This window comes from Pseudomonas sp. TH04, assembly GCF_016651355.1.
GTDB lineage: Bacteria > Pseudomonadota > Gammaproteobacteria > Pseudomonadales > Pseudomonadaceae > Aquipseudomonas > Aquipseudomonas fluorescens.
This window is the reverse complement of record NZ_JAEKEA010000001.1, coordinates 5,408,598-5,433,476: the sequence shown is the minus strand read 5'-3', so window position 1 is coordinate 5,433,476 and position 24,879 is coordinate 5,408,598. Positions and strand designations below refer to the sequence as shown.

The 24,879-nt window shown below is 61.3% G+C and carries 26 protein-coding genes and 1 riboswitch; of the genes, 8 read left to right on the top strand and 18 right to left on the bottom strand.

What is annotated here, in order from left to right:
* The first annotated feature begins 39 nt into the window (after positions 1 to 39).
* The 3 genes from JFT85_RS24445 (at position 40) to JFT85_RS24435 (ending at position 4,646) form a co-directional block, all read left to right on the top strand.
* Positions 40 to 627, top strand: a complete 588-nt coding sequence (locus tag JFT85_RS24445; protein ID WP_053257334.1) for a UPF0149 family protein — start codon at positions 40 to 42, stop codon at positions 625 to 627.
* Between the two features lie 20 nt (positions 628 to 647).
* On the top strand, positions 648 to 1,031 hold the full coding sequence (locus tag JFT85_RS24440; protein ID WP_053257335.1) for a YbaN family protein: 384 nt from the start codon (positions 648 to 650) through the stop codon (positions 1,029 to 1,031).
* A gap of 144 nt (positions 1,032 to 1,175) precedes the next feature.
* Positions 1,176 to 4,646 (top strand): hybrid sensor histidine kinase/response regulator, encoded by a 3,471-nt coding sequence (locus JFT85_RS24435; protein WP_053257336.1) that lies wholly within the window; start codon positions 1,176 to 1,178, stop codon positions 4,644 to 4,646.
* Positions 4,647 to 4,748: 102 nt separating this feature from the next.
* On the opposite strand, the gene rmuC is transcribed toward JFT85_RS24435, so the two are convergent.
* Both rmuC and JFT85_RS24425 read right to left on the bottom strand, forming a co-directional pair.
* Positions 4,749 to 6,113 carry a DNA recombination protein RmuC gene (gene rmuC / locus JFT85_RS24430; protein ID WP_169875352.1) on the bottom strand — a complete coding sequence of 455 codons (1,365 nt, stop codon included), beginning with the start codon at positions 6,111 to 6,113 and terminating at the stop codon, positions 4,749 to 4,751.
* A 175-nt stretch (positions 6,114 to 6,288) separates the two neighbouring features.
* Positions 6,289 to 6,612: a hypothetical protein gene (locus JFT85_RS24425; protein ID WP_069551067.1), complete on the bottom strand. Its 324-nt coding sequence runs from the start codon at positions 6,610 to 6,612 to the stop codon at positions 6,289 to 6,291.
* A gap of 461 nt (positions 6,613 to 7,073) precedes the next feature.
* Between JFT85_RS24425 and JFT85_RS24420 the strand changes: the two genes are divergently transcribed.
* The 4 genes from JFT85_RS24420 (at position 7,074) to JFT85_RS24405 (ending at position 10,254) form a co-directional block, all read left to right on the top strand.
* On the top strand, positions 7,074 to 7,379 hold the full coding sequence (locus JFT85_RS24420; protein WP_053257339.1) for a hypothetical protein: 306 nt from the start codon (positions 7,074 to 7,076) through the stop codon (positions 7,377 to 7,379).
* Positions 7,380 to 7,822: 443 nt separating this feature from the next.
* On the top strand, positions 7,823 to 8,047 hold the full coding sequence (locus JFT85_RS24415; RefSeq protein ID WP_007898912.1) for a hypothetical protein: 225 nt from the start codon (positions 7,823 to 7,825) through the stop codon (positions 8,045 to 8,047).
* 276 nt (positions 8,048 to 8,323) lie between these two features.
* Positions 8,324 to 8,806 (top strand): hypothetical protein, encoded by a 483-nt coding sequence (locus JFT85_RS24410; RefSeq protein ID WP_053257340.1) that lies wholly within the window; start codon positions 8,324 to 8,326, stop codon positions 8,804 to 8,806.
* Between the two features lie 146 nt (positions 8,807 to 8,952).
* Complete coding sequence (locus JFT85_RS24405; protein ID WP_053257341.1) at positions 8,953 to 10,254, top strand: OmpP1/FadL family transporter; 1,302 nt, start codon at positions 8,953 to 8,955, stop codon at positions 10,252 to 10,254.
* Positions 10,255 to 10,316: 62 nt separating this feature from the next.
* Here the strand turns inward: JFT85_RS24405 and JFT85_RS24400 are convergent, their stop codons facing one another.
* The 14 genes from JFT85_RS24400 to cobO all read right to left on the bottom strand — a co-directional run bounded on the left by JFT85_RS24400 (position 10,317) and on the right by cobO (position 21,671).
* Positions 10,317 to 10,865 carry a glutathione peroxidase gene (locus tag JFT85_RS24400; RefSeq protein WP_053257342.1) on the bottom strand — a complete coding sequence of 183 codons (549 nt, stop codon included), beginning with the start codon at positions 10,863 to 10,865 and terminating at the stop codon, positions 10,317 to 10,319.
* Positions 10,866 to 10,898: 33 nt separating this feature from the next.
* A complete protein-coding gene (locus JFT85_RS28575) occupies positions 10,899 to 11,021 on the bottom strand; it encodes a hypothetical protein (RefSeq protein WP_255311474.1) in 123 nt (40 codons plus the stop codon).
* Entirely contained in the window at positions 11,018 to 12,226 is a 1,209-nt protein-coding gene (locus tag JFT85_RS24395; RefSeq protein ID WP_053257343.1) for an MFS transporter, read from the bottom strand. Before JFT85_RS24395 ends, JFT85_RS28575 begins: the two co-directional genes overlap by 4 nt.
* A gap of 54 nt (positions 12,227 to 12,280) precedes the next feature.
* Positions 12,281 to 12,685, bottom strand: coding sequence for a MarR family winged helix-turn-helix transcriptional regulator (locus JFT85_RS24390; RefSeq protein WP_053257344.1), 405 nt, complete (start codon positions 12,683 to 12,685; stop codon positions 12,281 to 12,283).
* A gap of 42 nt (positions 12,686 to 12,727) precedes the next feature.
* Entirely contained in the window at positions 12,728 to 13,456 is a 729-nt protein-coding gene (locus tag JFT85_RS24385; protein WP_053257345.1) for an adenosylcobinamide-GDP ribazoletransferase, read from the bottom strand.
* A 2-nt stretch (positions 13,457 to 13,458) separates the two neighbouring features.
* Positions 13,459 to 14,034 carry an alpha-ribazole phosphatase family protein gene (gene cobC / locus JFT85_RS24380; protein WP_069551068.1) on the bottom strand — a complete coding sequence of 192 codons (576 nt, stop codon included), beginning with the start codon at positions 14,032 to 14,034 and terminating at the stop codon, positions 13,459 to 13,461.
* Positions 14,031 to 15,086, bottom strand: coding sequence for a nicotinate-nucleotide--dimethylbenzimidazole phosphoribosyltransferase (cobT, locus tag JFT85_RS24375; RefSeq protein ID WP_201230591.1), 1,056 nt, complete (start codon positions 15,084 to 15,086; stop codon positions 14,031 to 14,033). Before cobT ends, cobC begins: the two co-directional genes overlap by 4 nt.
* On the bottom strand, positions 15,083 to 15,604 hold the full coding sequence (gene cobU, locus JFT85_RS24370) for a bifunctional adenosylcobinamide kinase/adenosylcobinamide-phosphate guanylyltransferase (RefSeq protein ID WP_069551070.1): 522 nt from the start codon (positions 15,602 to 15,604) through the stop codon (positions 15,083 to 15,085). Before cobU ends, cobT begins: the two co-directional genes overlap by 4 nt.
* 73 nt (positions 15,605 to 15,677) lie before the next feature.
* A complete protein-coding gene (locus JFT85_RS24365; RefSeq protein ID WP_069551071.1) occupies positions 15,678 to 17,129 on the bottom strand; it encodes a cobyric acid synthase in 1,452 nt (483 codons plus the stop codon).
* Positions 17,126 to 18,115: a threonine-phosphate decarboxylase CobD gene (gene cobD, locus JFT85_RS24360; protein WP_069551072.1), complete on the bottom strand. Its 990-nt coding sequence runs from the start codon at positions 18,113 to 18,115 to the stop codon at positions 17,126 to 17,128. Before cobD ends, JFT85_RS24365 begins: the two co-directional genes overlap by 4 nt.
* Entirely contained in the window at positions 18,108 to 19,016 is a 909-nt protein-coding gene (gene cbiB / locus JFT85_RS24355; protein ID WP_069551073.1) for an adenosylcobinamide-phosphate synthase CbiB, read from the bottom strand. Before cbiB ends, cobD begins: the two co-directional genes overlap by 8 nt.
* Complete coding sequence (gene bluB / locus JFT85_RS24350) at positions 19,013 to 19,663, bottom strand: 5,6-dimethylbenzimidazole synthase (RefSeq protein WP_069551074.1); 651 nt, start codon at positions 19,661 to 19,663, stop codon at positions 19,013 to 19,015. The genes cbiB and bluB overlap by 4 nt, the downstream gene beginning before the upstream one ends.
* A complete protein-coding gene (locus tag JFT85_RS24345) occupies positions 19,660 to 21,063 on the bottom strand; it encodes a cobyrinate a,c-diamide synthase (protein WP_069551075.1) in 1,404 nt (467 codons plus the stop codon). Before JFT85_RS24345 ends, bluB begins: the two co-directional genes overlap by 4 nt.
* Positions 21,060 to 21,671, bottom strand: coding sequence for a cob(I)yrinic acid a,c-diamide adenosyltransferase (gene cobO / locus JFT85_RS24340; protein ID WP_053257354.1), 612 nt, complete (start codon positions 21,669 to 21,671; stop codon positions 21,060 to 21,062). The genes JFT85_RS24345 and cobO overlap by 4 nt, the downstream gene beginning before the upstream one ends.
* A gap of 79 nt (positions 21,672 to 21,750) precedes the next feature.
* A riboswitch (cobalamin riboswitch) is annotated at positions 21,751 to 22,002 on the bottom strand.
* A 99-nt stretch (positions 22,003 to 22,101) separates the two neighbouring features.
* On the opposite strand from cobO, the gene JFT85_RS24335 reads away from it, so the two are divergent.
* Entirely contained in the window at positions 22,102 to 23,415 is a 1,314-nt protein-coding gene (locus JFT85_RS24335; RefSeq protein ID WP_069551076.1) for a PQQ-dependent sugar dehydrogenase, read from the top strand.
* A gap of 73 nt (positions 23,416 to 23,488) precedes the next feature.
* On the opposite strand, the gene JFT85_RS24330 is transcribed toward JFT85_RS24335, so the two are convergent.
* Both JFT85_RS24330 and JFT85_RS24325 read right to left on the bottom strand, forming a co-directional pair.
* Positions 23,489 to 24,031, bottom strand: a complete 543-nt coding sequence (locus tag JFT85_RS24330; RefSeq protein ID WP_053257356.1) for a C40 family peptidase — start codon at positions 24,029 to 24,031, stop codon at positions 23,489 to 23,491.
* 144 nt (positions 24,032 to 24,175) lie between these two features.
* Complete coding sequence (locus JFT85_RS24325) at positions 24,176 to 24,805, bottom strand: C40 family peptidase (RefSeq protein WP_053257357.1); 630 nt, start codon at positions 24,803 to 24,805, stop codon at positions 24,176 to 24,178.
* Positions 24,806 to 24,879: the final 74 nt, after the last annotated feature.

Genomic DNA, 24,879 nt, shown 5'->3' with positions numbered 1-24,879 from the left:
CTAGAATTCAGCATCGTTTATTCCCAAGGTAGTCCTTCAATGTCCTTCGCTGAGCAACTAACCCGCCTGCAAGCCTTCCTCGACGCCGATGAGCTGCATGACGAGGCGCTGGACTACGTGGCCGCTCACGGCTACCTGACCGCCCTGTCGATTTGCTCCGAAGTCGTGCCTGACCGTGAATGGATCGACGCGTTGTTCGCCGAAGAACCTCACTACGCCGACGCCGCCCAGCGTGAGGAAATCGAATCCACCCTGCTGGCCCTCAAGGCCCACATCGGTCGCCAATTGGCTGCCGATGAGGAGTTCGAACTGCCCTGCGACCTCGACCTGGGCGAAGAGCCGGATGATTCCGACCTGCGCGGCTGGTGCATCGGGTTCATGGAAGGGGTGTTCCTGCGCGAAGCCGCCTGGTTCGAAACCGCCGAAGAAGAAGTCAGCGAAATGCTGCTGCCGATCATGGTCGGTTCGGGCCTGTTCGATGACCAGCCGGAATTCTCCGACATCGCCGCCGACGCCAACCTGATGGACGACATGATCGTCCAGATCCCGGAAGCCCTGACCGCCTTGTACCTGCTGTGCAACGCACCTGACGAAAAACCGGCGATCCTCAAGCCACGTCACCACTGAGTCGTTTGCCCGTGGCACCCATGGGCAATCGCTCGCTGCTCCTGCGTTACGGGCTGCTGGCCATCGGCTGGCTGAGCGTAGCGCTGGGGGTTGTCGGCATTTTCCTACCGGTATTGCCGACCACGCCCTTCCTCTTGCTCGCCGCCGCCTGCTTCGCTCGAAGCTCCCCACGTTTCTACCACTGGCTGGTGGAACACCCGCGCCTGGGCCCATGGATCAAAGACTACTTGGACGGCAATGGTATTCCGCTCAAGGGCAAGGTCTATGCAATCGGCTTGATGTGGCTGAGCATCGGTTTCTCCTGTTACCTGGTGCCACTGCCGTGGGCTCGCGGCTTTATGCTGACCAGTGCCGTTCTGGTAACGCTCTATATCTTGCGCCAGAAAACCTTGCCACCGCGATAACGGTGGGCGCTGCCCTGTGTGGGAGACGGGTTTGCCCGCCAGAGCCTAAACACGACCTTGGTCGACACTGACTAACCCCGAGCATCATGCGAGACTGTCCAACCGGGCCTGGAATGCCCGGGTGTTCTTACGCTCGGAGTTACCATGACGCTGTCCAGCGGGCTGATCGCCGCCGTTGCCCTGGCCTATATGGCCATTATGTTTGCCATCGCCTTCTACGGTGACCGCCGCCACGCGCCGCTGCCACCACGGGTGCGCGCCTGGGTGTACAGCCTTTCGCTGGCCGTCTACTGCACCAGTTGGACTTTCTTCGGCGCCGTAGGCCAGGCCGCCGAACAACTGTGGGCCTTTTTACCGATTTACTTGGGACCGGTCCTGCTGCTGGTGCTGGCACCTTGGGTGCTGCAGAAGATGATTCTGATCAGCAAGCAGGAAAACATCACCTCCATTGCCGACTTTATCGCCGCGCGCTACGGCAAGTCCCAATCCCTGGCGGTGGTGGTGGCGCTGATCTGCCTGGTTGGCGTGCTGCCCTACATCGCCCTGCAACTCAAAGGCATCGTGCTCGGCGTGAACCTGCTGATCGGGTCCGGCCCCGACACCACCGGCACCCGCGCTCAGGACACCGCGCTGATTGTGTCGCTGGTGCTGGCGCTGTTCACCATTGTGTTCGGTACCCGCAACCTCGACGCGACCGAACACCACCGTGGCATGGTGCTGGCGATTGCGTTTGAATCCCTGGTCAAGCTGTTCGCCTTTCTCGCCGTCGGCGCGTTTGTGACCTACGGCCTGTACGACGGTTTCGGCGACCTGTTCAGCCAGGCGATGCTCGAACCACGCCTGGATGAATACTGGAAAGAAACCGTCAACTGGCCGTCGATGGTGGTACAAACCGGTGTGGCGATGATGGCAATCATTTGCCTGCCCCGGCAGTTTCACGTCACCGTGGTGGAAAACATCGACCCGCAGGATTTGCGCCTCGCCAAATGGGTGTTCCCGGCGTACTTGATCCTCGCCGCGCTGTTCGTCATTCCCATCGCACTCGGCGGCAAAATGCTATTGCCCGGCTCGGTATTGCCGGATTCCTACGTCATCAGCCTGCCCATGGCCCAGGCGCATCCCGCCCTCGCGGTATTGGCATTTATCGGCGGCGCGTCGGCGGCTACCGGCATGGTGATTGTCGCGAGTATTGCGCTGTCGACCATGGTCTCCAACGACATGTTGCTGCCGTGGCTGCTGCGCCGCTCCAGCGCCGAGCGGCCGTTTGAAGTGTTCCGCCACTGGATGCTGTCGGTACGCCGGGTCAGCATTGTGATCATCCTGTTGCTGGCCTATGTGAGCTATCGCCTGCTTGGCTCCACCGCGAGCCTGGCGACCATCGGCCAGATCGCTTTCGCCGCCGTCACCCAACTGGCCCCGGCGATGCTCGGCGCGCTTTACTGGAAGCAGGCCAACCGGCGTGGCGTGTTTGCCGGGTTGGCGGCGGGCACCTTTTTGTGGTTCTACACCTTGGTCCTGCCGGTGACCGCGAAAAGTCTTGGTTGGTCGTTCAGCCTTTTCCCCGGGCTGACGTGGATGCATTCGCACCCATTTGGTCTATCCGTCACCTCACTCACATTGGGCACCGTGTTTTCCCTGGCGGGGAACTTCACGCTATTTGTCTGGGTGTCGATGCTGTCGCGCACACGGGTTTCCGAACATTGGCAGGCCGGGCGTTTTATTGGCCAGGAAATCAGCCAGCGCGCCAGTGCGCGCTCAATGTTGTCCGTGCAGATCAGCGACTTACTCAGCCTCGCCGCGCGCTTTGTGGGTGAAGAACGCGCCCAGCAGAGTTTTATCCGCTTCGCCTATCGCCAGGGCAAAGGGTTTAACCCCAACCAGAATGCCGATAACGATTGGATCGCCCACACCGAACGGCTATTGGCCGGCGTGCTCGGTGCATCTTCGACACGTGCTGTCGTAAAAGCTGCGATTGAAGGGCGGGAAATGCAGCTGGAGGACGTGGTACGGATCGCCGACGAAGCTTCCGAGGTGCTGCAGTTCAACCGCGCGCTGCTGCAGGGCGCCATCGAAAACATCACCCAAGGCATCAGCGTGGTCGACCAGTCACTCAAGCTGGTGGCCTGGAACCGGCGTTACCTGGAACTCTTCAACTACCCGGAAGGTTTGATCAGTGTAGGGCGACCGATTGCCGACATCATTCGCTACAACGCCGAACGCGGCCTGTGCGGGCCGGGCGAAGCCGAAGTGCACGTAGCACGACGCCTGCACTGGATGCGCCAGGGCCGCGCCCACACGTCCGAGCGTTTGTTCCCGAATGGACGCGTGATTGAGCTGATCGGCAACCCAATGCCCGGCGGCGGTTTTGTCATGAGTTTTACCGACATCACCGCGTTCCGGGAAGCCGAGCAGGCACTCACCGAGGCCAACGAGGGCCTGGAGCAACGGGTCACCGAGCGCACCCATGAACTGTCGCAACTGAATGTGGCGCTCACCGATGCCAAAGGCGTGGCCGAATCCGCCAGCCAGTCGAAGACGCGCTTTCTGGCAGCAGTGAGCCATGACCTGATGCAACCGCTCAACGCCGCTCGGCTGTTCTCTGCCGCCCTCTCCCACCAGAACGACGGTTTGTCCCGGGAGGCGCAGCAGTTGGTGCAGCACCTGGACAGCTCGCTGCGCTCCGCCGAAGACCTGATCAGCGACCTGCTGGATATCTCACGCCTGGAAAACGGCAAGATCAACCCGCAGCGACAGCCCTTTGTACTCAATGAACTGTTCGACACCCTCGGCGCAGAATTCAAGGCACTGGCCCGCGAGCAAGGCCTGCGTTTCCGCCTGCGCGGCAGTCGCTTGCGGGTGGACAGCGACATCAAATTGCTGCGCCGGATCTTGCAGAATTTCCTGACCAACGCATTCCGCTATGCCGACGGTCCAGTGCTACTTGGGGTACGCCGACGCCAAGGCGAACTGTGCCTGGAGGTCTGGGACCGTGGCCCCGGCATTCCGCTGGATAAACAGACGGTCATCTTCGAAGAGTTCAAGCGTTTGGACAGCCACCAGACACGCGCCGAAAAAGGTCTGGGCCTGGGCCTGGCGATCGCCGACGGCCTGTGCCGTGTGCTCGACCATAAACTGAGCGTGCGCTCGTGGCCGGGCAAAGGCAGCGTGTTCAGCGTGAGTGTGCCACTGGCGCGCAACCAGGCCAGCCCGCAGGTCAAGGCCGCGCAGGACAGTGGTTTGCCACTCAGCGGTGCGCAGGTGCTGTGCGTGGATAACGAAGAGAGCATCCTGATTGGCATGCGCAGCCTGCTGACGCGTTGGGGTTGCGAAGTGTGGACCGCCACCGACCAGGCGCAATGTGCGGCGCTGCTGGCCGAGGGCGTACGCCCGCAACTGGCCCTGGTGGATTACCACCTGGACCATGGCGAGACCGGCACCGAGTTGATGGGTTGGCTGCGCGCGCAATTGGCGGAGCCGATTCCCGGGGTGGTGATCAGCGCGGACGGCCGGCCGGAGATGGTGGCCGAGGTGCACGCGGCGGGGTTGGATTACCTGGCCAAGCCAGTCAAGCCTGCAGCGTTGCGGGCGCTGTTGAGTCGGCATCTCCCGCTGTAGGAACGCTGCACACACGCCTCTGCGGGAGCTGGCTTGCCGGCGATCGCGGTGGACCAGCCACCCGCGTTATCGCCGACACGCCCGCTAGCGCATCCGCCGCACTTATTCCGGCAGATGCGCCACACCGTCTGCATCGGTCATCGCCCGCTCAAGCAAATCAGCCGGCAGGCTTTTACTGGCGCGGGCGCCAAGCAACCTTAACTGCTCGGTACGGCTGACGAGATTTCCGCGCCCATCCGTCAGCTTGTTCCGTGCTGCACTGTAGGCTTTATCCAGCTGTTGCAGACGGTTGCCCACCTCATCCAGGTCCTGGATAAACAGCACGAACTTGTCGTAGAGCCAGCCGGCCCGCTCGGCGATTTCCCGCGCGTTCTGGCTTTGGCGTTCCTGCTTCCACAGGCTGTCGATCACCCGCAGGGTGGCCAGCAACGTGGTCGGGCTGACGATGACGATATGACGGTCGAAGGCTTCCTGGAACAGGTTCGGCTCAGCCTGGAGCGCGGCGGAGAACGCCGCCTCGATAGGGACGAATAGAAGAACAAAATCCAGGCTGTGCAGGCCCTCCAGGCGCTTGTAATCCTTGCCAGCCAAGCCCTTGACGTGATTGCGCAGGGACAGCACATGCTGCTTGAGCGCTGCCTGCCCCATCCCATCATCCTCCGCCGCAACGTACTGCTGATAAGCCGTGAGGCTGACCTTGGAGTCGACGACCACCTGCTTGTCGCCGGGCAACATGATCAACACGTCTGGCTGAAAACGCTCGCCATCCGGGCCTTTGAGGCTGACCTGGGTCTGATACTCGCGGCCTTTCTCAAGCCCGGCATGTTCCAGCACGCGTTCAAGGATCAGTTCCCCCCAATTACCCTGAGTTTTCTGGCCCTTGAGGGCGCGGGTGAGATTGGTGGCTTCGTCGGACAGACGCAAGTTCAGTTGCTGCAGGCGTTCAAGCTCTTTGGCCAGGGAAAAGCGTTCACGCGCCTCATTTTGATAGCTTTCTTCCACACGCTTTTCGAAGGACTGAATGCGTTCCTTGAGCGGGTCGAGCAACTGGCCCAGGCGTTCCTGGCTGGTTTCGGCAAAACGCTGTTCGCGCTCGTCGAAGATCTTCCCTGCAAGCTCGGCGAACTGCGCGCGCAGCTCGTCACGCGAGCCTTGCAGGTCGGCAAGGCGTTGTTGATGGCTTTCCTGCTGTTCGCGCAGCTCGGCGCGTAAGGCAGCTGATAACGCGTCGAGACGACGCAGCTCGGTTTCTTTGGCGCTGCGATCGAGGTTCCAGGCGTGGGCCGCGTCGCGAGCGTTGTCGCGATCAATCTGAAGCAACTCGACCTCACGGCGCACGGCGGCCAGGTCAGCTTGTTTGGCAGCGTTGGCCTGGCTGAGGTCACTGATCTCGTCGCGGCTGGCGTCGAGTTGCGCCGCCAGTCCTTCCTGGGCCAGTTGCGCAGTGGCCAGGCGCTCTTCAAGCAGTTCCCAGCCCGCCATGCGCGCGGTCAGCCGCCGTTGAATCTGCCAGCATACGGCCAATAAAGGCACTGCAGCGCCAGCAAGCCCCACGGCAATACTGGTCCAGTCAAAAACCATAGCCATTTCTGCCATCACCGAAAAAGAGCAAGGTTAACCAAGCGCAGAGCTTGAGGACAGCTCAGTCTTCGACCTGCCCCAGTTCGCGCTGGGCGCGACGGTCGCCGGCGCGGGCGGCCAGCCGTAACAAGTCGTGACCGATGCGACGGTCGCGGGCGTTGCCGCACTCACGGCACATCAATTGGCCCAGGCGGCTCTGCGCGGCAACCACCCCTTCACGTGCAGGCTGCTTGAGCAAACGCCCGGCAAAGTGCTTGACGCTGGTGTTATGCCCCAGGCGCGGGCTGTCGAGCAGCCACAAGGCAACTTTCAAGGAGAAACGCTTGGGCGCGGTAACAGTGTGAGGGGTGTCGGTAACAGAAGGTGATACTGAGCGAAACTTCATAAAGCACTGTGGGACAGAACGGAAGGCGCGCCACTCTACTCTTTTTTTCGCAGAGGTAAAGCCGGAAAAAACCCACACGCCCGTTCTAGAGCAAGCGCTTGGGACAATCCACAGAAGCTGTGGATAACTCAGTGGACAACCCGCCTTTAACTCGCCCAAAGCCCCATGGAACGGGGGCCGCAGTCAAACTGACGATTTTTTCACCAATAAAAAAAAGCGATATTTTTCATTGACTTAAATTTTCATTGCAGGCAAATGCGGGCGCTTCGAGGCGGTTGACAGAGTGGTTACACACCTGGCAACTAATGTGCACAAGTACCGACCCACTGGTTATATCGCGGGCATTTTTTGCGTCAAACCGCCCAAAGAATGCTACCGACAAGCCAAACCAAGGGCCTTTTCAAAACGGCCCCGGCTCGCCACACTGGTCGACCGAGGACGCCACCATCATGTAGGGGCAGATGAAAGGAATCCTGTTATTCGCCTTATTGCTGCTCGCCATCTGTGCGACCTCACTGGGCATCAACGCGGCCCTGCCCTCGCCCGATGGTGCTTTGTTTGCCATTGCCATCCTGTTATCGGCAGCGTTTACCGCCGTGAGCCTGTGCATCGAGCTGGGAGAAGGCCGGATCAATGACATGCGCGACGTGATGAACGTGATCGAGACCGGCCGTTCCTGGCGCCTGACCCTGGCGGCGTATGGACTGGGCTGCTCACTGGCGGCGGCAACAACCGTGCTGGTGTATCGCGGGTTGTTAGGCGGCTGATTAAAGTTTTTTGGTTAACACACTTCCCTTCCCTGTTTCAATCCGTTACTATCCGCAGCGTTAGTACCAAGCTGAAAGTCAATTCTGGTCGAACAACTCCCTTGAACAACACGGGATCGACCACCTCGATGGTTTCCAGGTATCACTTGCGACGACACAGCCTTTGAACAAGCAAAGGGTGTCGCGAAGTTTCAATACTCTGACCGAACCAACCTGCAAATTGATCAGGATCTTCACCCTGGGCCCAGAACCTTTGCCCCTGTTGTGTTGCCTGCCCTCCTAAGTACCTACCTGCCAGCCCAAGCGCGCCTAACTTATTAGCGCTTCAAACTGGCTGCTTTGTTCCAGTCGGGTTCTTCGTTCGATCAATGGTGATCGACGTTACTGGAACGTTTTAACGTTGCACGGTTCTTATCCGTGTCATTTGTAGGAACACCAATAATATGTCCACTCAAATCCACACTCAGGATGCCATTCGCACCCTTACCAACGCTTTTGCACCAATGAACTGCCTGATCATGGCCGCTCGCAAAGGCTGCTTCAGCTTCACCCTGGTCAACGAACACGGCATCGCTCGTCACAGCGAACGCCTGTACCCCGATCAATACTCCAGCGCAGAACCGCTGCAGGCTGTGATCGAGCGTACCCGTCAGGCACTGGTTGCCTGATCGACCCGAGTCGCTGAAATACAAAAACCCTGTTTAAAAAGCAGGGTTTTTTATTGCCTGGCTTTTAAGTCCCGCCGTTTTTACTAAGTACGAATAGATATAAACGTTATAACTAAATGAAGAAGATGTTTTAAAAACAGTCCTTTACATCGTGAATATGACACTACACTTCAACTCAAGCGGCATGATCCGCTTGCGACGAGCCTGAGTCCGATTCACCGCTGCCAAGCTCCCCCTCTCAGGTTTCGTCAACCACTTTCATGGATTGAGGCCTGTATGGGTATCGCCGCCAGCGAATTGTGTCGTTATGTGATCAGGCCGACGTTGATTTACCTCGGCCGCCATCATCCGACAGCCGAATCCCTGCTGCTGGGCATTGCCGCCAGCCAGTCGGAACTCGGTTCAGCCCTGCATGACAGGCGCGGCCACGGCCTGTACAGCATCACCGAACCTCGTCATCGCGCCCTCTGGGACGACTACCTCGCTCGCGACCCCGAGCGCGCCAGCCTGGTGCGCGGTCTCGCCAGCCAACATGCATTTCTCAGTGCGCCCCAGGTGGAACTTACGGTGAACCTGCGTTATGCCACCGCCATCGCCTGGCTGCTGGTCGAACAGCATCGCCCGACACTGCCGCAACCGGGTGATGTAGTAGCAATGGCGCGTATCTGGAAGGAAATATTTCACCCTCAAGGACGGCTGCGAGATTTCACTCAAGCCTGGCAAACCTGTGTTTCACCCATGAATCAGGTCACTTGTTGATCAGGCGTTTTGCAAGATTCGGCTAAAAACGTTGATTTTGGTCGGATTGTCCTACAAAACCGCTCTATCTTCGGCATTACAGCCTATAGCGCTAACTTAAATTTATTGATACTTTCCGCAGCGGTGATCACCACGGAGTTCTAATAATGAAAAAAGTAATGCTCAAGACCACACTTAGCCTCGCCGTTGCCATGGCATCCTCCCAACTGTTCGCAAGCGGCTTCGCCCTCAACGAACAAGACGTCGCCGGCATGGGTACGGGTTTCGCAGGCCGCTCTTCTTCTGCCGATAACGCCAGCACCGTCTATGGTAACCCGGCCGGTATGGCTCGCCTTGAAGGCCAGCAAATCACTGGTGGTGTTGCAGCCATCGATGCAACAACCGACATCAAAGACGCCAGCGGTCGCTCGCGCGGCAGTAACAAAGGCGACATGGTGCCGTTCACCGCAGTCCCTTTTGGTTTCTACACCAACAAACTTAACGACCAGTGGGCAGTCGGCTTCGGTGTGTACGCACCGTTCGGCCTGAAGACTGACTACGAGCGTGGCTTCCAGGGCCGTGCTTTCGGCAGCAAAAGTGAAGTGGCGGTCATTACCTTCCAGCCAACGGTCAGCTACGCCTTCAATGACAAGGTGTCGATCGGTTTTGGTCCAACCATCAACCGTATTTCCGGCACCCTTGAATCGCAGCCAAACCTGGGCTTGCTGCCGCTCCCTGGCCTGGCCGGCACCGGTGACAGCAAAGTCAAAGTCAAAGGCGACGATACCGCCCTTGGTTTCAACGCCGGTATCCTGGTGCAAGCCACCGACACCACCCGCGTTGGCCTGACTTATCACTCGAAAGTGAAATACAAGCTCGAAGGCCACACCGACGTAACCCCGGGCACTGGCGTTCCAGCTGCCTACCTGGGCGCAGGCCGCTACGATGCGTCGCTGAAAGTTGACACCCCGGAATCCTGGGACGCTTCGGTCACTCAAGACCTGAGCGATGCCTGGAAGGTCTACGGCGGTGCAACCTGGACCCGCTGGAGCCGCCTGAAAGACATTACCGTCAACAACGAAGGCGTGACCCGAGCCGGTGGTGCACTTGCACCTCAGATCGTCGGTCAGATCAAAGAGCCGCAAAACTGGCACGACACCTGGGCCTACGCCCTGGGTACCTCGTACCAGCTCACCAAGCAAGTGGTACTGCGTACCGGTCTGACTTTCGACCAGTCGCCTACCAACAACACTGACCGTTCGCCGCGTATTCCTACCGGTGACCGGACGATCTTCAGTGTCGGCCTGGGCTACGCGGTGATGGATAACATGACTGTCGACCTGGCTTACTCCTACCTCAAGGAAGAGCCGGTCAAGGTGAACAAGCAGAACGCGCTGGGTCAGACCTACGCGTCCAAGTACGAAAACAGCGCCAACGGCTTTGGCCTGGGCGTGACGTACAAGTTCTGATTCAAGCCGTAAAAAAGCCCCGCTTTCCTGCCAAGGAAGCGGGGCTTTTTAATGGCCGACGATCAGGGTTTGGAGGCCAATGCCTCTTCCACCGCCTTGATCAAATCCGGGCTGTCGGGCTTGGTCAAACTGGAGAAGTTGGCAATCACCTTGCCCTGGCGATCCACCACGTACTTATAGAAGTTCCACTTCGGCGCACTGCTCTGCTGCGCGAGAATCTTGAACAAGTGCACCGCATCCGGCCCTTTGACCTTTTGCGGCTCGGTCATGGTGAAGGTCACGCCGTAATTCACGTAACAGACCTTGGCCGTCTCCTCACCCGTCTTGGCTTCCTGCTTGAAGTCATCGGACGGCACGCCGATCACTTCCAGCCCTTGGCCCTTGTAGCGCTGGTACAAGGCTTCGAGGCCTTTAAACTGTGGCGCGAACCCACAGAAGCTGGCGGTATTGACGATCACCAGGGGTTTGCCGGCGAAGCGCTGGCACAAATCAATGGATTCCTTGGCCCGCAGCTTGGGCAACTCACCCGCCAGCAACGGTGGGCAATCGGCGGCCATGGCAACACTGCCAATCGCCATCAGGATGGGTACTGCAAGCCAGCGCATCTGCATGTCGTTGTCCTTGAAAGTTTCCAGGTTACGAACTTAACAGATCGACATGCCCAACTGCATCACCGCCAGCCCGCCACGCTGCCAACCCCACCAGGCTAAAAGCAGCAGAAGCGTCGCCACCACTGCTGCGCCAAGCCAATACCGGTTGAAACTCATGCCGCCTCCATCTGCGTCTGCAAGCGTGCCACCGGCCGCTCGCGTACCGGCCAGTTCAGGGCCGCAGCGAGCAGGCTCAGCAGCACCGCCACCTGCCAGATCAAATCGTAGCTGCCGGTTCGGTCATAGACCACCCCGCCCAACCAACCGCCGAGGAAGGAACCGAGCTGGTGGAACAGGAACACAATGCCGCCCAGCATCGACAGGTTGCGCACGCCGAACAAGGTCGCGACGGTGCCGTTGGTCAGCGGCACCGTCGACAGCCAGAGGAAACCCATGGCCATGCCGAACAGGTAAGCCGTGACTTCAGTGACCGGCGCCCACAGAAACAACACGATCACCACCGCGCGCAACAGGTACAGGCCCGTCAGCAAACGCGGCTTGGACATACGCCCGCCGAGCCAGCCGGCGGTGTAAGTGCCGAACACGTTAAACAAACCAATCAAGGCCAGCACTGTGGTGCCTACAGTTGCGGGCAAATGCTGGTCGACCAGATACGCCGGCAGGTGCACACCGATAAACACCACCTGGAAACCGCAGACGAAAAAGCCGAACGCCAGCAGCCAGAAACCAGAGTGAGAGCAGGCCTCCTTCAACGCTTCGCGCAGGGTCTGCTGACCGGCCATCACCGGCAGCGGCTTGTCCTTGAGCATCGCCACCAGCGGCAAGATCAACGCCACCATCAGGCCCAACGCCAGTAAGGCGGCGGACCACCCCAGCCAGCCGATCAACCCCAAGGTGCCCGGCACCATGGCGAACTGACCGAAGGAACCTGCGGCGCTTGCGATGCCCATGGCCATGCTGCGTTTTTCCGGCGGTACGGCGCGGCCGACCACACCGAGAATCACCGAGAACGAGGTGCCCGAAAGGCCAATCCCGATCAGCAACCCGGCACTCAGCGACAACGACCACGCCGAATCGGACATGCCCATCAGCACCAGCCCCACGGCGTACAGCACGCCACCGACAAACACCGCTTTGGTAGCGCCGAAACGGTCGGCCAAAGCCCCGGTAAACGGCTGCGCCAGGCCCCAGATCAGGTTCTGCAGGGCGATAGCGAAGGCAAAGGTCTCACGGCCCCAGCCGAATTCGTTGCTCATCGGCGCCAGGAACAGGCCAAAGCCATGCCGTACGCCCAAGGACAACGCCAGGATCAGCGCACTGCCTAAAAGAACCCATCCACTGGTGCGCCACATCGAGGTCATTTCTTATTCTCCGCTCGCGGGTATATACCCGCGTGTAGTCAAAAAAACTCGCGCTCAGGCGAGTTCATCCAGCAAGGCCAACAACGTCTCGCGCTTTTCGGCGCCCAACCGATCAATCAACTTTTGCTGCGCCGCTTCCCACGCCGGCAAGGCGGCAGCCAATCGGTCTTCGCCGGCTTGCGTCAACAGCACCAGGCGGTTGCGCAGGTCATCCCCCTCGACCAACTGCACCAGCCCCTCTCCTTCCAGCACCCGCAGGTTACGCCCCAAAGTGCTGCGATCCAGCCCCATGGCTTCGGCCAGGCTGGAAATGCTCGGTTGGTCGAGGCGTTGCAGATTGCATAGCAAGGAATACTGGGCGACGTTGATCCCGAAGCCGTCGAGAGCGCCGTCGTAGTGCCTGCTGACGCCACGGGCGGCGCGTCGCAGGTTGGTGCATAAACATTGGGAGGCAAGCATAGAGCGTGTATATACCCGGAGTTGAGGAAATGCAAGAAAGTGTTACAGCGCCAAGCCCACCAGAACCGCGACTTCCAGAAGCTCCAACAGCGCGCCCGCCGTGTCGCCGGTGGTGCCACCGAGCCGATTGACCATAAGCTGGCGCAGGCCGATGAAGCACAGCGCAGCCAGCAAAACGGCAATACCGCCACTGAAACCGCCGATCAGGATGCAGGCCAGACCGCTGAGGATCAGCACCTGTTGGCCGACGATCCTCGGTAAGTGATCCGACAGTGCCTGGCCCAAACCTCCTGCACGCACGTAGCGCGTCGTGAGGAACAGCGCCAACATCGAAGCACGCCCGATCAGCGGCGCGAGAATCAGCGCCGCGCCGTTATGCTGCTCGATCAGGGCTACTAATGCCGTGAACTTGAGCAACAACACCAAGCCCAACGTAACCACGGCAATCGGTCCGCTGCGGGGGTCTTTCATAATGCTCAGCGTGCGCTCACGATCACCGAAACCGCCGAGCCAGGCATCGGCGCTGTCCGCCAGGCCGTCCAGGTGCAGGCCGCCACTGAGCAGCACCCACGCCGTCAACAGCAGTGCCGCATGCAGCAACAGCGGCGCGCCCATCAATACAGCATTCAGGCCCCACAACAGCACGCCGAACAACACACCCACCAGCGGATAGAAGAGCAAGGAGCGCCCCATTTCCCGTGGCGGCGGCATGCCCGGTAAACGAATCGGCAGACTGCTGAGAAATTGCAGGGCGATCCAGAACGGCAGCATCGTCAGATTCCTTCCTTCAACACACCATCGGCAGCGACCTGCAGACTGAACAGCGCAGCGTGACCGACCTCGACGTTCAACAGTTGCTCGCGCGGCAAACCGCGCGCCCGCGCCAGCAGCAGGCGCATCACGCCACCGTGGCTGATCAACAACACACGCTCACCGGCATACGCCTGATGCAAGCGTGACACGGCGCCGAGGACACGCGCGGAGAACTCACTGACAGGCTCGCCCTCGGGCGGCGTGAAACGGTAGGGATCAGCCCAGAACAAGCCCAACCCTTCAGCGTCAGTTTCCATCAACGCCGCTGCACTTTGCCCTTCCCAGGCGCCGAAGTGCAGTTCCTGCAGCGCCGTTTCCAGGCTCACCGGCACATTGAGGCGGGCGCCCAACTCACGTGCGAACAACGCGCAACGCTGCAACGGCGAGCTGATCAGCCGATCCCACGGCCCCTGCTCGGCCACGGCGGCGCACATCTGCTCCCAGCCCTTGGCGGTTAACGCGTCGTCCAGGCTGCCGCGCAGGCCGCCGCCCAACTCGGTTTCGCCGTGACGCAGCAGGTCCAGGTGCAACGTCATACCGGGCGATCTGCCACGGCCGCTTCTGCGAACGTCGCCATCTGCCCGTGCAGCGCGCACGCCAGGCGCAGTAACGGCACCGCCAGCGCCGCACCACTGCCCTCGCCCAGGCGCAGGCCCAGCTCCAGCAGGGGTTCGGCGTCGAGGCTGTGCAGCACATGCCGATGACCCGGCTCAGCCCCCCGATGCCCAAACACCAGCCATTCGCGGCACGCCGGGTTCAAACGCGTGGCGACCAACGCGGCGACGGTGCAGATAAACCCATCCACCAGCACCACGATGCCTTCCTGGGCACAGGCCAGGTAGGCGCCGACCAGCGCGGCGATTTCAAACCCTCCGAGGTTGAACAAGGTGTGCAGCGCGTCGCCACGCTGCCCGGCATGCAGCGCCAGCGCGCGCTCGATGACCGCGACTTTGTGGCTGACGCCCTGGGCATTCAATCCGGTGCCCGGGCCTGTCAGGTCACTGACCTTGCAACCGAGCAACGCGCACGCCAACGCACTGGCGGCAGTAGTGTTGCCAATCCCCATTTCGCCGCCGATAAACAGCTGCGCGCCGCTTTGCACTGCACGAAGCGCACTGTCGCGCCCGGCTTGCAACGCCAGGCGGCCCTGGGCCTCGGTCATCGCCGGGCCGTTGATGAAATTCGCCGTGCCCGCGCCGATGTTCAGGTGGCGCACACCCGGCAAATCCAGCGACGGCGTCACAGTGCCGAGGTCGACCACTTCGAGCTGCGCATCCAGCTGGCGCGCCAACACACTGATGGCCGCGCCACCGGTCACAAAGTTATGCAGCATTTGCCCGGTCACTTCCTGGGGAAAGGCCGACACGCCTTCAGCAACCACGCCATGGTCGCCGGCAAAAATGGCGATCCACAGCGAGTCCACTGACGGTTTGACCTGGCCTTGCAGGCCGGCCAGCTGCACCGCCAAGGCTTCCAATTGGCCGAGAGAGCCGGCCGGTTTAGTCAGTTGCTGCTGGCGAGCCAGGGCGAGTTCGTGTGCCGACGCGTCGACGGTCTTGCAGGGGTTGAGCCACCAGGTGTCAGTCATAACGCAGTACCTTTCAACGTCAGGGGCAGGCCGGCAACCGTCAGGACAACACGCTGACATCGCTCGGCCAAGGCTTGATGCAGCCAACCGGCTTCATCCACATAGCGGCGAGTCAATTCGCCCAGCGGCACGACACCCAAACCGGTCTCGTTGCTGACAAAAATAATTTCACCCGGCAGCGAGGCCAGGGTTTCCAGCAGGTAATCACGCTCAAGTGCCAGGCGTGCCGGGTCTTCGAGCATCAGCAGGTTGGTGAGCCACAGCGTCAGGCAATCCACCAGCAGGCAGCTATCGGGCGACGCGTTTTCCCGCAGCACGCGCGCCAGTTCGATGGGCTCTTCAATCAGGCCCCAGTGATCGGGACGGCGCTGGCGATGCAGGGCGACGCGCGCGTTCATTTCGCCGTCCAGCGGTTGGCTGGTGGCGATATAGATGACGGGCAACGCGCTATCAGCAGCGAGCTGTTCAGCGAGACGACTCTTGCCGGAGCGGGCGCCGCCGAGGATCAACTGATACATGGAAAACCACCTCTTCGGGCCGGCGAATATTCTGCTGCAGGCCCGCGCTCACATTGGGATGACAGGCACACCGTTAAACCCCGCATAACGTGCGCAATAAATCGGTGTCCAGATGGTTCTCCACCAGGTCCGCCAGGCGCTCGATATCGCGCTCACGCAGCGCGTGATAATCCACCGCCTGCACATCCTGCAGCCCCGCCCAACGCAACAACGCAGTGCACGCGGCCGGGGTCTCGAACAAACCATGCAAATACGTGCCGAAGATCTGGCCGTCCTCACTCTGGGCGCCGTCACTGCGGCCGTCTTCCAGCAGCACGGCGGGGTTCGACAGCGCTTGGCCGGAGGTCACGCCCGCGTGGATCTCATAGCCACTGACCGCTGCGTCCTCCAGCAACAAGCGCCCACGCACATTGCGCAACTGTTTCTCTTCGGCAAGCGTCGTACTGAACGCCAGCAACCCGAAGCCATCGCTTGACCCAGGCGGCCCTTCCAGCCCAAGCGGGTCATGCACCTGCTCACCAAGCATCTGCAACCCGCCGCAGATCCCCAGCACCTTGCCGCCGTAGCGCAAATGCCGAGCCACGGCAGTGTCCCAGCCATTGGCGCGCAGGTACGCCAAATCGCTGCGCACACTTTTTGAGCCCGGCAGGATAATCAGATCGGCGGCCGGAATCGGCTGGCCCGGCCCGATGAATTGCAGATCTACCTGAGGATGCAGGCGCAGCGGGTCAAAATCGGTGTGATTGCTGATTCGCGGCAACACCGGCACCACCACATTTAATACCTGCGCCGCCTTGTCGATCTGACGCGCGTCGATACCGTCTTCGGCCTCCAGGTGCAGGTCCATCACGTAGGGCAAAACGCCCACCACCGGTTTGCCGGTGCGGGCTTCCAGCCAATCCAGGCCGGGCTGCAACAGGGCGATATCGCCGCGAAAACGGTTGATGATGAAGCCCTTGACCCGCGCCTGCTCGGTGGGCGAAAGCAACTCCAGCGTGCCGACCAGATGGGCAAACACGCCACCACGATTGATATCGGCAATCAGCAGTACCGGGCAATCCACCGCTTCGGCGAAGCCCATGTTGGCGATGTCATTGGCGCGCAGGTTAATTTCCGCCGGGGAACCCGCGCCTTCCACCATCACCACTGGGTAGGCCTCGCTCAACCGCGCATGGGAGGCCAGCACGGCTTGCATCGCGATGGCTTTATAGTCGTGATAGGCCACGGCATTCATGGTGGTGACCGCTCGACCGTGGATGATCACCTGGGAGCCGGTATCACTGTTGGGTTTGAGCAGCACCGGGTTCATATCGGTATGAGGCGCTAGATTGGCAGCCTGGGCTTGCACCGCCTGGGCTCGGCCGATCTCGCCGCCCTCGGCAGTCACGGCACTGTTGAGGGCCATGTTCTGGGGCTTGAACGGCACCACCGCGACGCCCTGGCGAATCAGCCAGCGGCACAGCGCGGTCACCAGCGTGCTTTTGCCCGCGTCGGAGGTGGTGCCTTGCACCATCAGCGTACTCATGTGGCTGCCTTGTAGGCGGCCAGGGCTTCATCGAGTCGCAGCCAATGCGCCTCGGTGCCGGGCAAACCAAAGCGCAGGCTGCTGTCGTGGACAAACAGGCGCAGCAGGATGCCGCGCTGGGCCATGAATTCGTGCATGCGTTCGGCGTGCGGTGTAATCAGCCACTGGAACAACGCGCAGCCACCGTGAGGTTGAAAGCCATGGCGCTCAAGCAGGTCAAACAACCGTTGGCCCGCTTCGATACAGCGCTCACGCTGGCGGGCGTGCCCGGCCATATCGCGCAGGCAGACTTGGCCGAGCACCCGTGTCGGCCCACTGACCGCCCACGGGCCGAGCTGGTCGGCGAATAGCTTGAGCAGCTTGCGTTCGGCCAACACAAAGCCCAGGCGAACACCGGCCAAACCAAAGAACTTGCCGAACGAGCGCAAAACAATCAGGCCGACTTGATGGGTGTGACTGGCCAGGCTCAGTTGCGGAGTGACGTCCATAAAGGCTTCATCCACGACCAGCCAACCGCCGCGCTGGGCCAGCCGCGCGTGCCAGTCCAGCAGGCGTTGCGGGCTCAGGCTAAGGCCAGTGGGGTTGTTCGGATTAACCACGACCAGCACGTCGAGGCCGTCGAGAAAGAAGTCGACTTCCTGCTCCTGCACTTCGCGCACCACGTAACCCGCACGACGCCAGGCTTCAGCGTGCTCGGCATAACACGGTGACAACACCCCGACCTTGCCGGAGCGACGCAAGCGCGGCAGCAATTGGATCGCCGCCTGGGAACCCGCGACCGGCAACACCTGTGCAGCGCCGTAATACTCGCTGGCCGCCTGCTCCAGGCCATCATCGGTTTCCGGTAAGCGCGCCCAGGCCCGCAACGGGATTTCGGGGATCGGCCAGGGCCAGGGCGCCAGGCCGCTGGACAGGTCAAGCCAATCGGCCTCGGCGATGCCGTACTGAATCACTGCTTTACGCAGGCGACCACCATGTTCAAGCATAAAATTGCGCCCCCGCGCAGAGGATCAGCAGCCATAACCATACGCCGCGCTGCACCAGTTGCCAGCCTCGCTCAATCGAATCGGCATCGGCTGCCGGGCCTTCGCCCAATGGCGGACGCTGATGCAATTCGCCGTGATAAATCGCCGCGCCACCCAGTTCAACACCCAGCGCGCCCGCGCCAGCCGCCATCACCGGGCCAGCGTTGGGGCTGTCCCAGGTGGGGCCCTGGGTGCGCCAGCATTTAAGCGCCAGGCGGGTTTTGCCGAGCACAGCGTAGGTTAACGCCACCAGCCGCGCAGGAATGTAGTTGAGTACATCGTCGATCTTGGCCGCCGCCCAGCCGAAACGCTCAAAGCGTTCATTGCGATAGCCCCACATGGCGTCGAGGGTATTGCTCAGGCGATACAACACCACGCCCGGCACACCGGCGACCACAAACCAGAACAGCGCGGCAAACACCGCGTCGCTGCCGTTCTCCAGCACCGACTCAGTGGCGGCGCGGGCGACTTCGGTGCGGTCCAGCTCGCTGGTCTGGCGGCTGACCAGATAGCTCACGCGTTTGCGCGCCTCATCCAGGTCATCACCGCGCAAGGCCTGGGCCACCGGGATCACGTGCTCGCCGAGGCTGCGCATCCCCAGCGCACAGTACAGCGCCAAAATCTCCAGCACCCAACCGATGTAAGGCGCCCACGACAACGCCGTGGCCAGCAGGGTCAGCGGCACCACCGCGATAACCCACGCGGTCACGCCATGGCTGCGCCAGCCGCGGCCTCCGGTATTGAAACGTTGCTCGATGCGCTCGGCGAAATTGCCGAATGCCACCAGCGGATGCCAGCGCCTGGGCTCGCCCAACAGCGCATCCAGCGCTACGGCAGCGACACACAGCAAGGCCACACTCATTGACTCACTCCCCACACATTCTCATACAACATGTCACTCAGCGGCCGTGGTTCAGCCCAGCCTTCGAGCTGCAACATCGGTGCCGGATAGAACCCGGCTACCGGCCCCAGGCATAGCACCGCCAAGGGTTTCGCACCGGCCGGCAAACCCAGCAGGTCGGCCAGGGCCTGCGGCTCGAACAGCGAGACCCAGCCCATGCCAAGGCCTTCGACGCGGGCGGCCAGCCAGAGATTCTGGATCGCACAGGACAACGATGCCATGTCCATTTCCGGCAAGGTGCGACGGCCAAAAATGTGCCGCTCGCGATCATCCATCAGCGCTGCCACCAACACCTCGGCGCAGTCATGAATGCCTTCGACCTTGAGCTTCATGAACGCATCGGAACGCTCGCCCAATGCCTCGGCGGTGCGCACGCGCTCTTCTTCGACCAATTGTTGAATCTGCCCACGCAACCGGCGGTCACTGATGCGGATAAACCGCCAGGGCTGCATCAAGCCGACACTGGGCGCCTGGTGGGCAGCCTGGAGCAGGCGCTGCAGCAAAGCGGGGGCGACGCTGCCGCCGGTAAAGTGGCGCATGTCGCGGCGTTCGGCGATGACACGGTAAACGGCGTCGCGGTCGGCTTGAGGGAAGGCGTTGTCGGTCATGGCTTCTTCGCGAGCACGTCGAATCGTCGCACCGCCGCGTCCACAGGGTGATCGGTGAACCCGGTCGATGTCGGCGCTGGCTGGCCTGCGACAGCGGTATCAGGGCCCGGCGCAAACAATGCGGCCACCGCCGTCGGGTTGGACGGGAAATAAAAGTGCACGTAGGAGGCGGTCATCCGCCCCTGGCGGTACACCGCTTCGGCACCGCGCCCGCCGTTGGGGCTCAGGCCGCGGGCAATCGGCTGCCACTCGGTGCTGGTCAGGGAGTGGTGATAGGTGTGGCCGCGCAGCACGCCTTCCGGCAACTCGACGCTTTGCAGGGCCAGGGCCGCGAGCTTCTTCTGCATCACCGCGTCCCCCTGCAGCAAGCCAACCAGTTCGGCACGGGTACCCTCGACATCGGTGAGCGAGTCCAGCAGGTACAGCATGCCGCCACATTCGGCGAGCAACGGTTTACCGGCGCCGTGGTGGGCGCGAATCGCGTCGAGCATCGGGGTGTTTTCAGACAATGCCCGATGATGCAGTTCCGGGTAGCCACCCGGCAGGTACACGCTGTCGGCTTCGGGCAATTGGCGATCATGGATCGGCGAGAAGAAGCGCAATTCGGCGCCCATCGCCCGCAGCAAGTCGAGGCTGGCGCCGTAGGTGAAGGCAAAGGCTTCGTCGCGGGCCACCGCAATGCGCACGCCGGCGAGCAACGGTTCGGCCTCGATCACGTGCGGTGCGGCGAAGGTCACCGGCGGCGGCAACGCAACTTCACAACTGCTGCCCAGGGCTTGGGCGGCGGCGTCCAGGCGCACGTCGAGGTCATTCAGTTCGCTGGCCTGCACCAGGCCGAGATGGCGGCTGGGCAATTCAATCCCGGTTTCGCGAGACAACGCGCCGTACCAGCGCAGGCCTTCGGTGAGGCTGCCTTCCAGTAACTGTGCGTGGCGCAGGGTGCCGACGCGGTTGGCCAACACGCCAGCGAACGGCAAGTCCGGCTGATAGCGCGCCAGGCCCAAGGCCAGGGCGCCGAACGTCTGGGCCATGGCGGTGCCGTCGATCACCCCGAGCACCGGCACCCCGAAGTGCCGCGCCAGGTCGGCGCTGGAGGGCGTGCCGTCGAACAGGCCCATGACGCCTTCGATCAGGATCAGGTCGGCCTCACCCGCTGCTTCCCACAGCAAGCGGCGACTTTCCTGCTCGCCGACCATCCACATGTCCAACTGATACACCGGCGCACCACTGGCACGCTCATGAATCATGGGGTCGAGAAAGTCCGGGCCGCATTTGAACACGCGCACCTTGCGCCCCAGGTTGCGGTGCAAGCGCGCCAAGGCAGCGGTGACGGTGGTTTTGCCCTGGCCGGACGCCGGTGCGGCGATCAGTACGGCCGGGCAATGACGGGGCTGATTCAAAGTTCGACGCCCTTCTGTGCCTTGATGCCCGCCTGGAACGCGTGCTTGAGCATGCCCATTTCGGTGACGGTGTCGCCCATTTCGATCAGTTCAGGCTTGGCCCCACGGCCGGTGACCACGACGTGCTGCATCGGCGGGCGAGCTTGCAGGTCGGTGAGCACTTGATCCAGGTCGAGGTAACCGTGCTTGAGGGCGATGTTCAGTTCATCCAGCACCACCAGGCCGATGGACGGGTCCTGCAGCAATTCGCGGGAAACTGCCCAGGCCGCTTCCGCGGCGGCGATGTCGCGCTGGCGGTCCTGGGTTTCCCAGGTGAAGCCTTCGCCCATCACGTGGAAACGCACTTGCTCTGGGAAACGCCGGAAGAACAATTCTTCGCCCGTGCTGTGGCGCCCCTTGATGAACTGCACCACGCCGCACTGCATGCCGTGGCCCATGGCGCGGGCCAGCATGCCAAATGCCGAACTGCTCTTGCCTTTACCGTTGCCGGTCAGTACCAGCAGCAATCCGCATTCGTTCGGGGAATTGGCGATGCGCTCGTCGATCACGGCTTTTTTGCGCAGCATGCGCGCCAGGTGGCGCTCGTCGCGGTCGGGGGAATCAGTCATGGCAGCTCTCCGTTGGGGCTGGACAAAAACGGCGGGCAGGAAAAAGAAAAAACAGACAGCCAAGCATCGCCCACCGTGATGCTGTTGGATGATCCAGGCCGGTCTCCGGACTCATGAGTGGCGCGCTTGCTCACCGAGCGAGCAGGCCAACGGCGCGCCTTCCCATATCACGTGGATACAGTGGCAAAAGGCACCGTCTTGACTCATTTACCGTTGCGGGGGCAGCGCCGGAATCGCGGCAGCACTGTGTACAAGTGCGCTCACTCACCGGCTTCCCTGTTTCACTCTGTCGGCGTATCCGCCACAGAGCACCTGGAACAAGCCGCGAAGGTTAGTGGGTTGGGGATGGAGCGTCAATTAAAGCCGACCTTGGACTTGAACCATCGGACCAGCTCGCTCCTCTACCCTTACAGGTATTAAGGAGAAAACCATGCATAAAACCAGACTCGCCTTACTGATCATGCTGGCAGGCACCCTCGCGGCCTGCGGCGAAAGCTCTACGTTGAAGGTCTCCGACGGCACCGGGCCTTCGCCCAAACTGCCGGAGCCGAACAACACCCTGATCCCCACCGTGAACATTGCCCCGGCCATCGGCTGGCCCGATGGCGCCAAGCCAACCGCCGCCGCCGGCACTCAGGTGTCAGCGTTTGCCGAAGGCCTGGACCACCCACGCTGGCTGTATGTGTTGCCGAATGGCGATGTACTGGTAGCGGAAACCAACGCGCCGCCCAAGCCGGATGACGCCAAGGGCATTCGCGGCTGGGTGATGGAAAAAGTCATGGGCCGTGCAGGCGCAGGCGTGCCGAGCCCGAACCGCATCACACTGCTGCGCGATACCAACCACGACGGCGTGGCCGAGACCCGCACAGTGTTCCTGGAGAACCTCAACTCACCGTTCGGCATGACGCTGGTGGGTAACGACCTTTACGTCGCCGATTCGGACCAACTGCTGCGCTTCCCTTATCAGCCAGGTGCAACCTCGATCAAGCAAGCGGGCACCAAGGTCGTCGACCTGCCAGGCGGCAGCCTCAACCACCACTGGACGAAAAACGTGGTGGCCAGCAAGGATGGCAGCAAGCTATACGTGAGTGTCGGCTCCAACAGCAACGTCGGCGAGAACGGCCTGGAGGCAGAACAAGGTCGCGCCGCGATCTGGGAAGTCGACCGCGCCACAGGCCAGCACCGCATCTTTGCCTCCGGGCTGCGCAACCCGAACGGCATGGCCTGGGAACCGCAGAGCGGCAAGCTGTGGACGGCGGTTAACGAGCGCGACGAGATTGGCAGCGACCTGGTGCCGGACTACATCACCTCGGTCAAGGATGGCGCATTCTACGGCTGGCCCTTCAGCTACTACGGCCAGCACGTAGACGTACGCGTCTCACCACAAAACCCTGAGCTGGTCGCCAAGGCGATTGCACCGGATTATGCCGTGGGGCCTCACACCGCGTCCTTGGGGCTGACGTTCGCAGAAGGCAGCAAACTCCCGGCGCAATTCAGCAACGGCGCATTCATCGGCCAGCATGGCTCGTGGAACCGCAAACCACACAGTGGCTACAAGGTGATATTCGTGCCGTTCGAGGGTGGTCAACCCAAAGGGCAACCGGTGGATGTGCTGACCGGGTTCCTCAACAGTGACGAGAAAGCCATGGGCCGGCCGGTGGGCGTGGTGATCGATCAGCAGGGTGACTTGCTGGTGGCGGATGACGTGGGGAATAAGGTGTGGCGAGTGTCGGCGGTTAAGTAGTCGGCCGCAAAACCAGCGCAAAAAAAATGCGCGAGAGGCTGGCCCTCTCGCGCATTTTATTCACTGTTCAGCCTTAAGGATTGCGGGCCAGATGCTCAGCCGGCAACACGCGCTTGGCACTCAGGTAAGCATTTTGCCAATACGCTTTGGACAGCGTATCCAGTTTCACCGTACCTCCGGTTTGCGGAGCATGGACGAATCGCCCTTCGCCGACGTAGATCCCGGCGTGGCTGACGCGGGAACCACCACCGGTCGCAAAGAACAGCAAGTCGCCGGTTTGCAGGTTCTGCTCGCTGACATCCTGCGCACGCATCACGATCAGTTCACGCGTGGTTCGCGGCAAGGAGATGCCCGCGGCGTCACGGTAAACGAAGCCGATCAGGCCACTGCAATCAAACCCGGAGTCCGGCGTGTTGCCGCCCCAGCGATAAGGCGTGCCGACCAGGCCCAGCGCACGGAAGAGCACGTCTTCGGCAGCAGGCGAGAAACTTTGGCTGGAATAGTTGAACACCGGTTTCGGCTTGACCGCTACCGGGGCAGGCGGCGGTGGACGGCTTGCACAGGCGCTGAGGAGCGCGGCACAAACAAGAAGAATGAGGCGTGCTGAGGTCGACATGGGCAGAACAATCCTGATCTGGATGCGGCTTTCGCTGCCGAACGCTGAAAACCAGAACGCGCAAGCAAAGCTCGCGCGAACGGATTACAACAATGTCCAGAGATTCTAGCGCTTACACGTCAAACTTCAAGTATCACTTTAACTTTACTTGCTGGCAGTAACCGTAGTCGGGGCCATGGCGAGTGCACGCTTGGCTTCGATGAAGGTTTTGCTCCAGTAGCTGTCACCCAGGTTGTCGACTCGAACACCGCCACTGCGACGGCTGCTGGAGTGAATAAACTGGTTATCGCCCAAGTAGATACCGGCGTGACTTACGCGACCACGACCTGCCGTACTAAAGAAAAGCAGATCGCCAGGCTTGAGGTTATTGCGTGCGACCAACGGTGCATCCACGTTGATCATTTCACGCGTGGAGCGCGGCAGGTTCATGCCGGCTTCTTCGCGAAACAGGTAGCCGATGAAGCCACTGCAGTCAAAACCGGCTTCAGAGGTACCGCCGAAACGGTAACGGGTACCGATCAGGGACATGCCGCGCTCAAGGATGCTGTCGGCCAGAACTGGAAGCTGGTAAGGCTTGCTGCCGGAGAAGTCGGCCAGTTCTTTTTCAGTTGCGAGCTCTTCCTGGTAAACCGTGGAAGACTGCGATGCAACGAATTTTGCCTGGGAGTATTGTTGGGTCTTTTGCTGCTCAGCCACGTTTTGAGTGTGGGTGGCGCAACCAAACAACAGGGTAACGAGTGCGAGAGGCACGAGGGGTGCGAAGCGATTTAGCATGGGCACGACCGTGGCTGATGTGTAAAGAAGTCGAGACTATGCCCTCTATCACATCGATTTGCAAATTCAATCGT

What these genes read in the sequence shown, in the direction of transcription:
- JFT85_RS24415 (WP_007898912.1), top strand. Translation starts at nt 7,823, where the DNA reads ATGTCCACTCAAATCCACACTCAGGATGCCATTCGCACCCTTACCAAC.
- JFT85_RS24395 (WP_053257343.1), bottom strand. Translation starts at nt 12,226, where the DNA reads ATGACCTCGATGTGGCGCACCAGTGGATGGGTTCTTTTAGGCAGTGCG.
- JFT85_RS24400 (WP_053257342.1), bottom strand. Translation starts at nt 10,865, where the DNA reads ATGCAGATGCGCTGGCTTGCAGTACCCATCCTGATGGCGATTGGCAGT.
- JFT85_RS28575 (WP_255311474.1), bottom strand. Translation starts at nt 11,021, where the DNA reads ATGAGTTTCAACCGGTATTGGCTTGGCGCAGCAGTGGTGGCGACGCTT.
- cobC (WP_069551068.1), bottom strand. Translation starts at nt 14,034, where the DNA reads ATGACGTTGCACCTGGACCTGCTGCGTCACGGCGAAACCGAGTTGGGC.
- cobU (WP_069551070.1), bottom strand. Translation starts at nt 15,604, where the DNA reads ATGTATCAGTTGATCCTCGGCGGCGCCCGCTCCGGCAAGAGTCGTCTC.
- cobD (WP_069551072.1), bottom strand. Translation starts at nt 18,115, where the DNA reads ATGCTTGAACATGGTGGTCGCCTGCGTAAAGCAGTGATTCAGTACGGC.
- JFT85_RS24445 (WP_053257334.1), top strand. Translation starts at nt 40, where the DNA reads ATGTCCTTCGCTGAGCAACTAACCCGCCTGCAAGCCTTCCTCGACGCC.
- cbiB (WP_069551073.1), bottom strand. Translation starts at nt 19,016, where the DNA reads ATGAGTGTGGCCTTGCTGTGTGTCGCTGCCGTAGCGCTGGATGCGCTG.
- cobT (WP_201230591.1), bottom strand. Translation starts at nt 15,086, where the DNA reads ATGACTGACACCTGGTGGCTCAACCCCTGCAAGACCGTCGACGCGTCG.
- bluB (WP_069551074.1), bottom strand. Translation starts at nt 19,663, where the DNA reads ATGACCGACAACGCCTTCCCTCAAGCCGACCGCGACGCCGTTTACCGT.
- JFT85_RS24335 (WP_069551076.1), top strand. Translation starts at nt 22,102, where the DNA reads ATGCATAAAACCAGACTCGCCTTACTGATCATGCTGGCAGGCACCCTC.
- cobO (WP_053257354.1), bottom strand. Translation starts at nt 21,671, where the DNA reads ATGACTGATTCCCCCGACCGCGACGAGCGCCACCTGGCGCGCATGCTG.
- JFT85_RS24330 (WP_053257356.1), bottom strand. Translation starts at nt 24,031, where the DNA reads ATGTCGACCTCAGCACGCCTCATTCTTCTTGTTTGTGCCGCGCTCCTC.
- JFT85_RS24365 (WP_069551071.1), bottom strand. Translation starts at nt 17,129, where the DNA reads ATGAGTACGCTGATGGTGCAAGGCACCACCTCCGACGCGGGCAAAAGC.
- JFT85_RS24390 (WP_053257344.1), bottom strand. Translation starts at nt 12,685, where the DNA reads ATGCTTGCCTCCCAATGTTTATGCACCAACCTGCGACGCGCCGCCCGT.
- JFT85_RS24420 (WP_053257339.1), top strand. Translation starts at nt 7,074, where the DNA reads ATGAAAGGAATCCTGTTATTCGCCTTATTGCTGCTCGCCATCTGTGCG.
- JFT85_RS24405 (WP_053257341.1), top strand. Translation starts at nt 8,953, where the DNA reads ATGAAAAAAGTAATGCTCAAGACCACACTTAGCCTCGCCGTTGCCATG.
- JFT85_RS24410 (WP_053257340.1), top strand. Translation starts at nt 8,324, where the DNA reads ATGGGTATCGCCGCCAGCGAATTGTGTCGTTATGTGATCAGGCCGACG.
- JFT85_RS24440 (WP_053257335.1), top strand. Translation starts at nt 648, where the DNA reads ATGGGCAATCGCTCGCTGCTCCTGCGTTACGGGCTGCTGGCCATCGGC.
- JFT85_RS24425 (WP_069551067.1), bottom strand. Translation starts at nt 6,612, where the DNA reads ATGAAGTTTCGCTCAGTATCACCTTCTGTTACCGACACCCCTCACACT.
- JFT85_RS24435 (WP_053257336.1), top strand. Translation starts at nt 1,176, where the DNA reads ATGACGCTGTCCAGCGGGCTGATCGCCGCCGTTGCCCTGGCCTATATG.
- JFT85_RS24385 (WP_053257345.1), bottom strand. Translation starts at nt 13,456, where the DNA reads ATGCTGCCGTTCTGGATCGCCCTGCAATTTCTCAGCAGTCTGCCGATT.
- JFT85_RS24325 (WP_053257357.1), bottom strand. Translation starts at nt 24,805, where the DNA reads ATGCTAAATCGCTTCGCACCCCTCGTGCCTCTCGCACTCGTTACCCTG.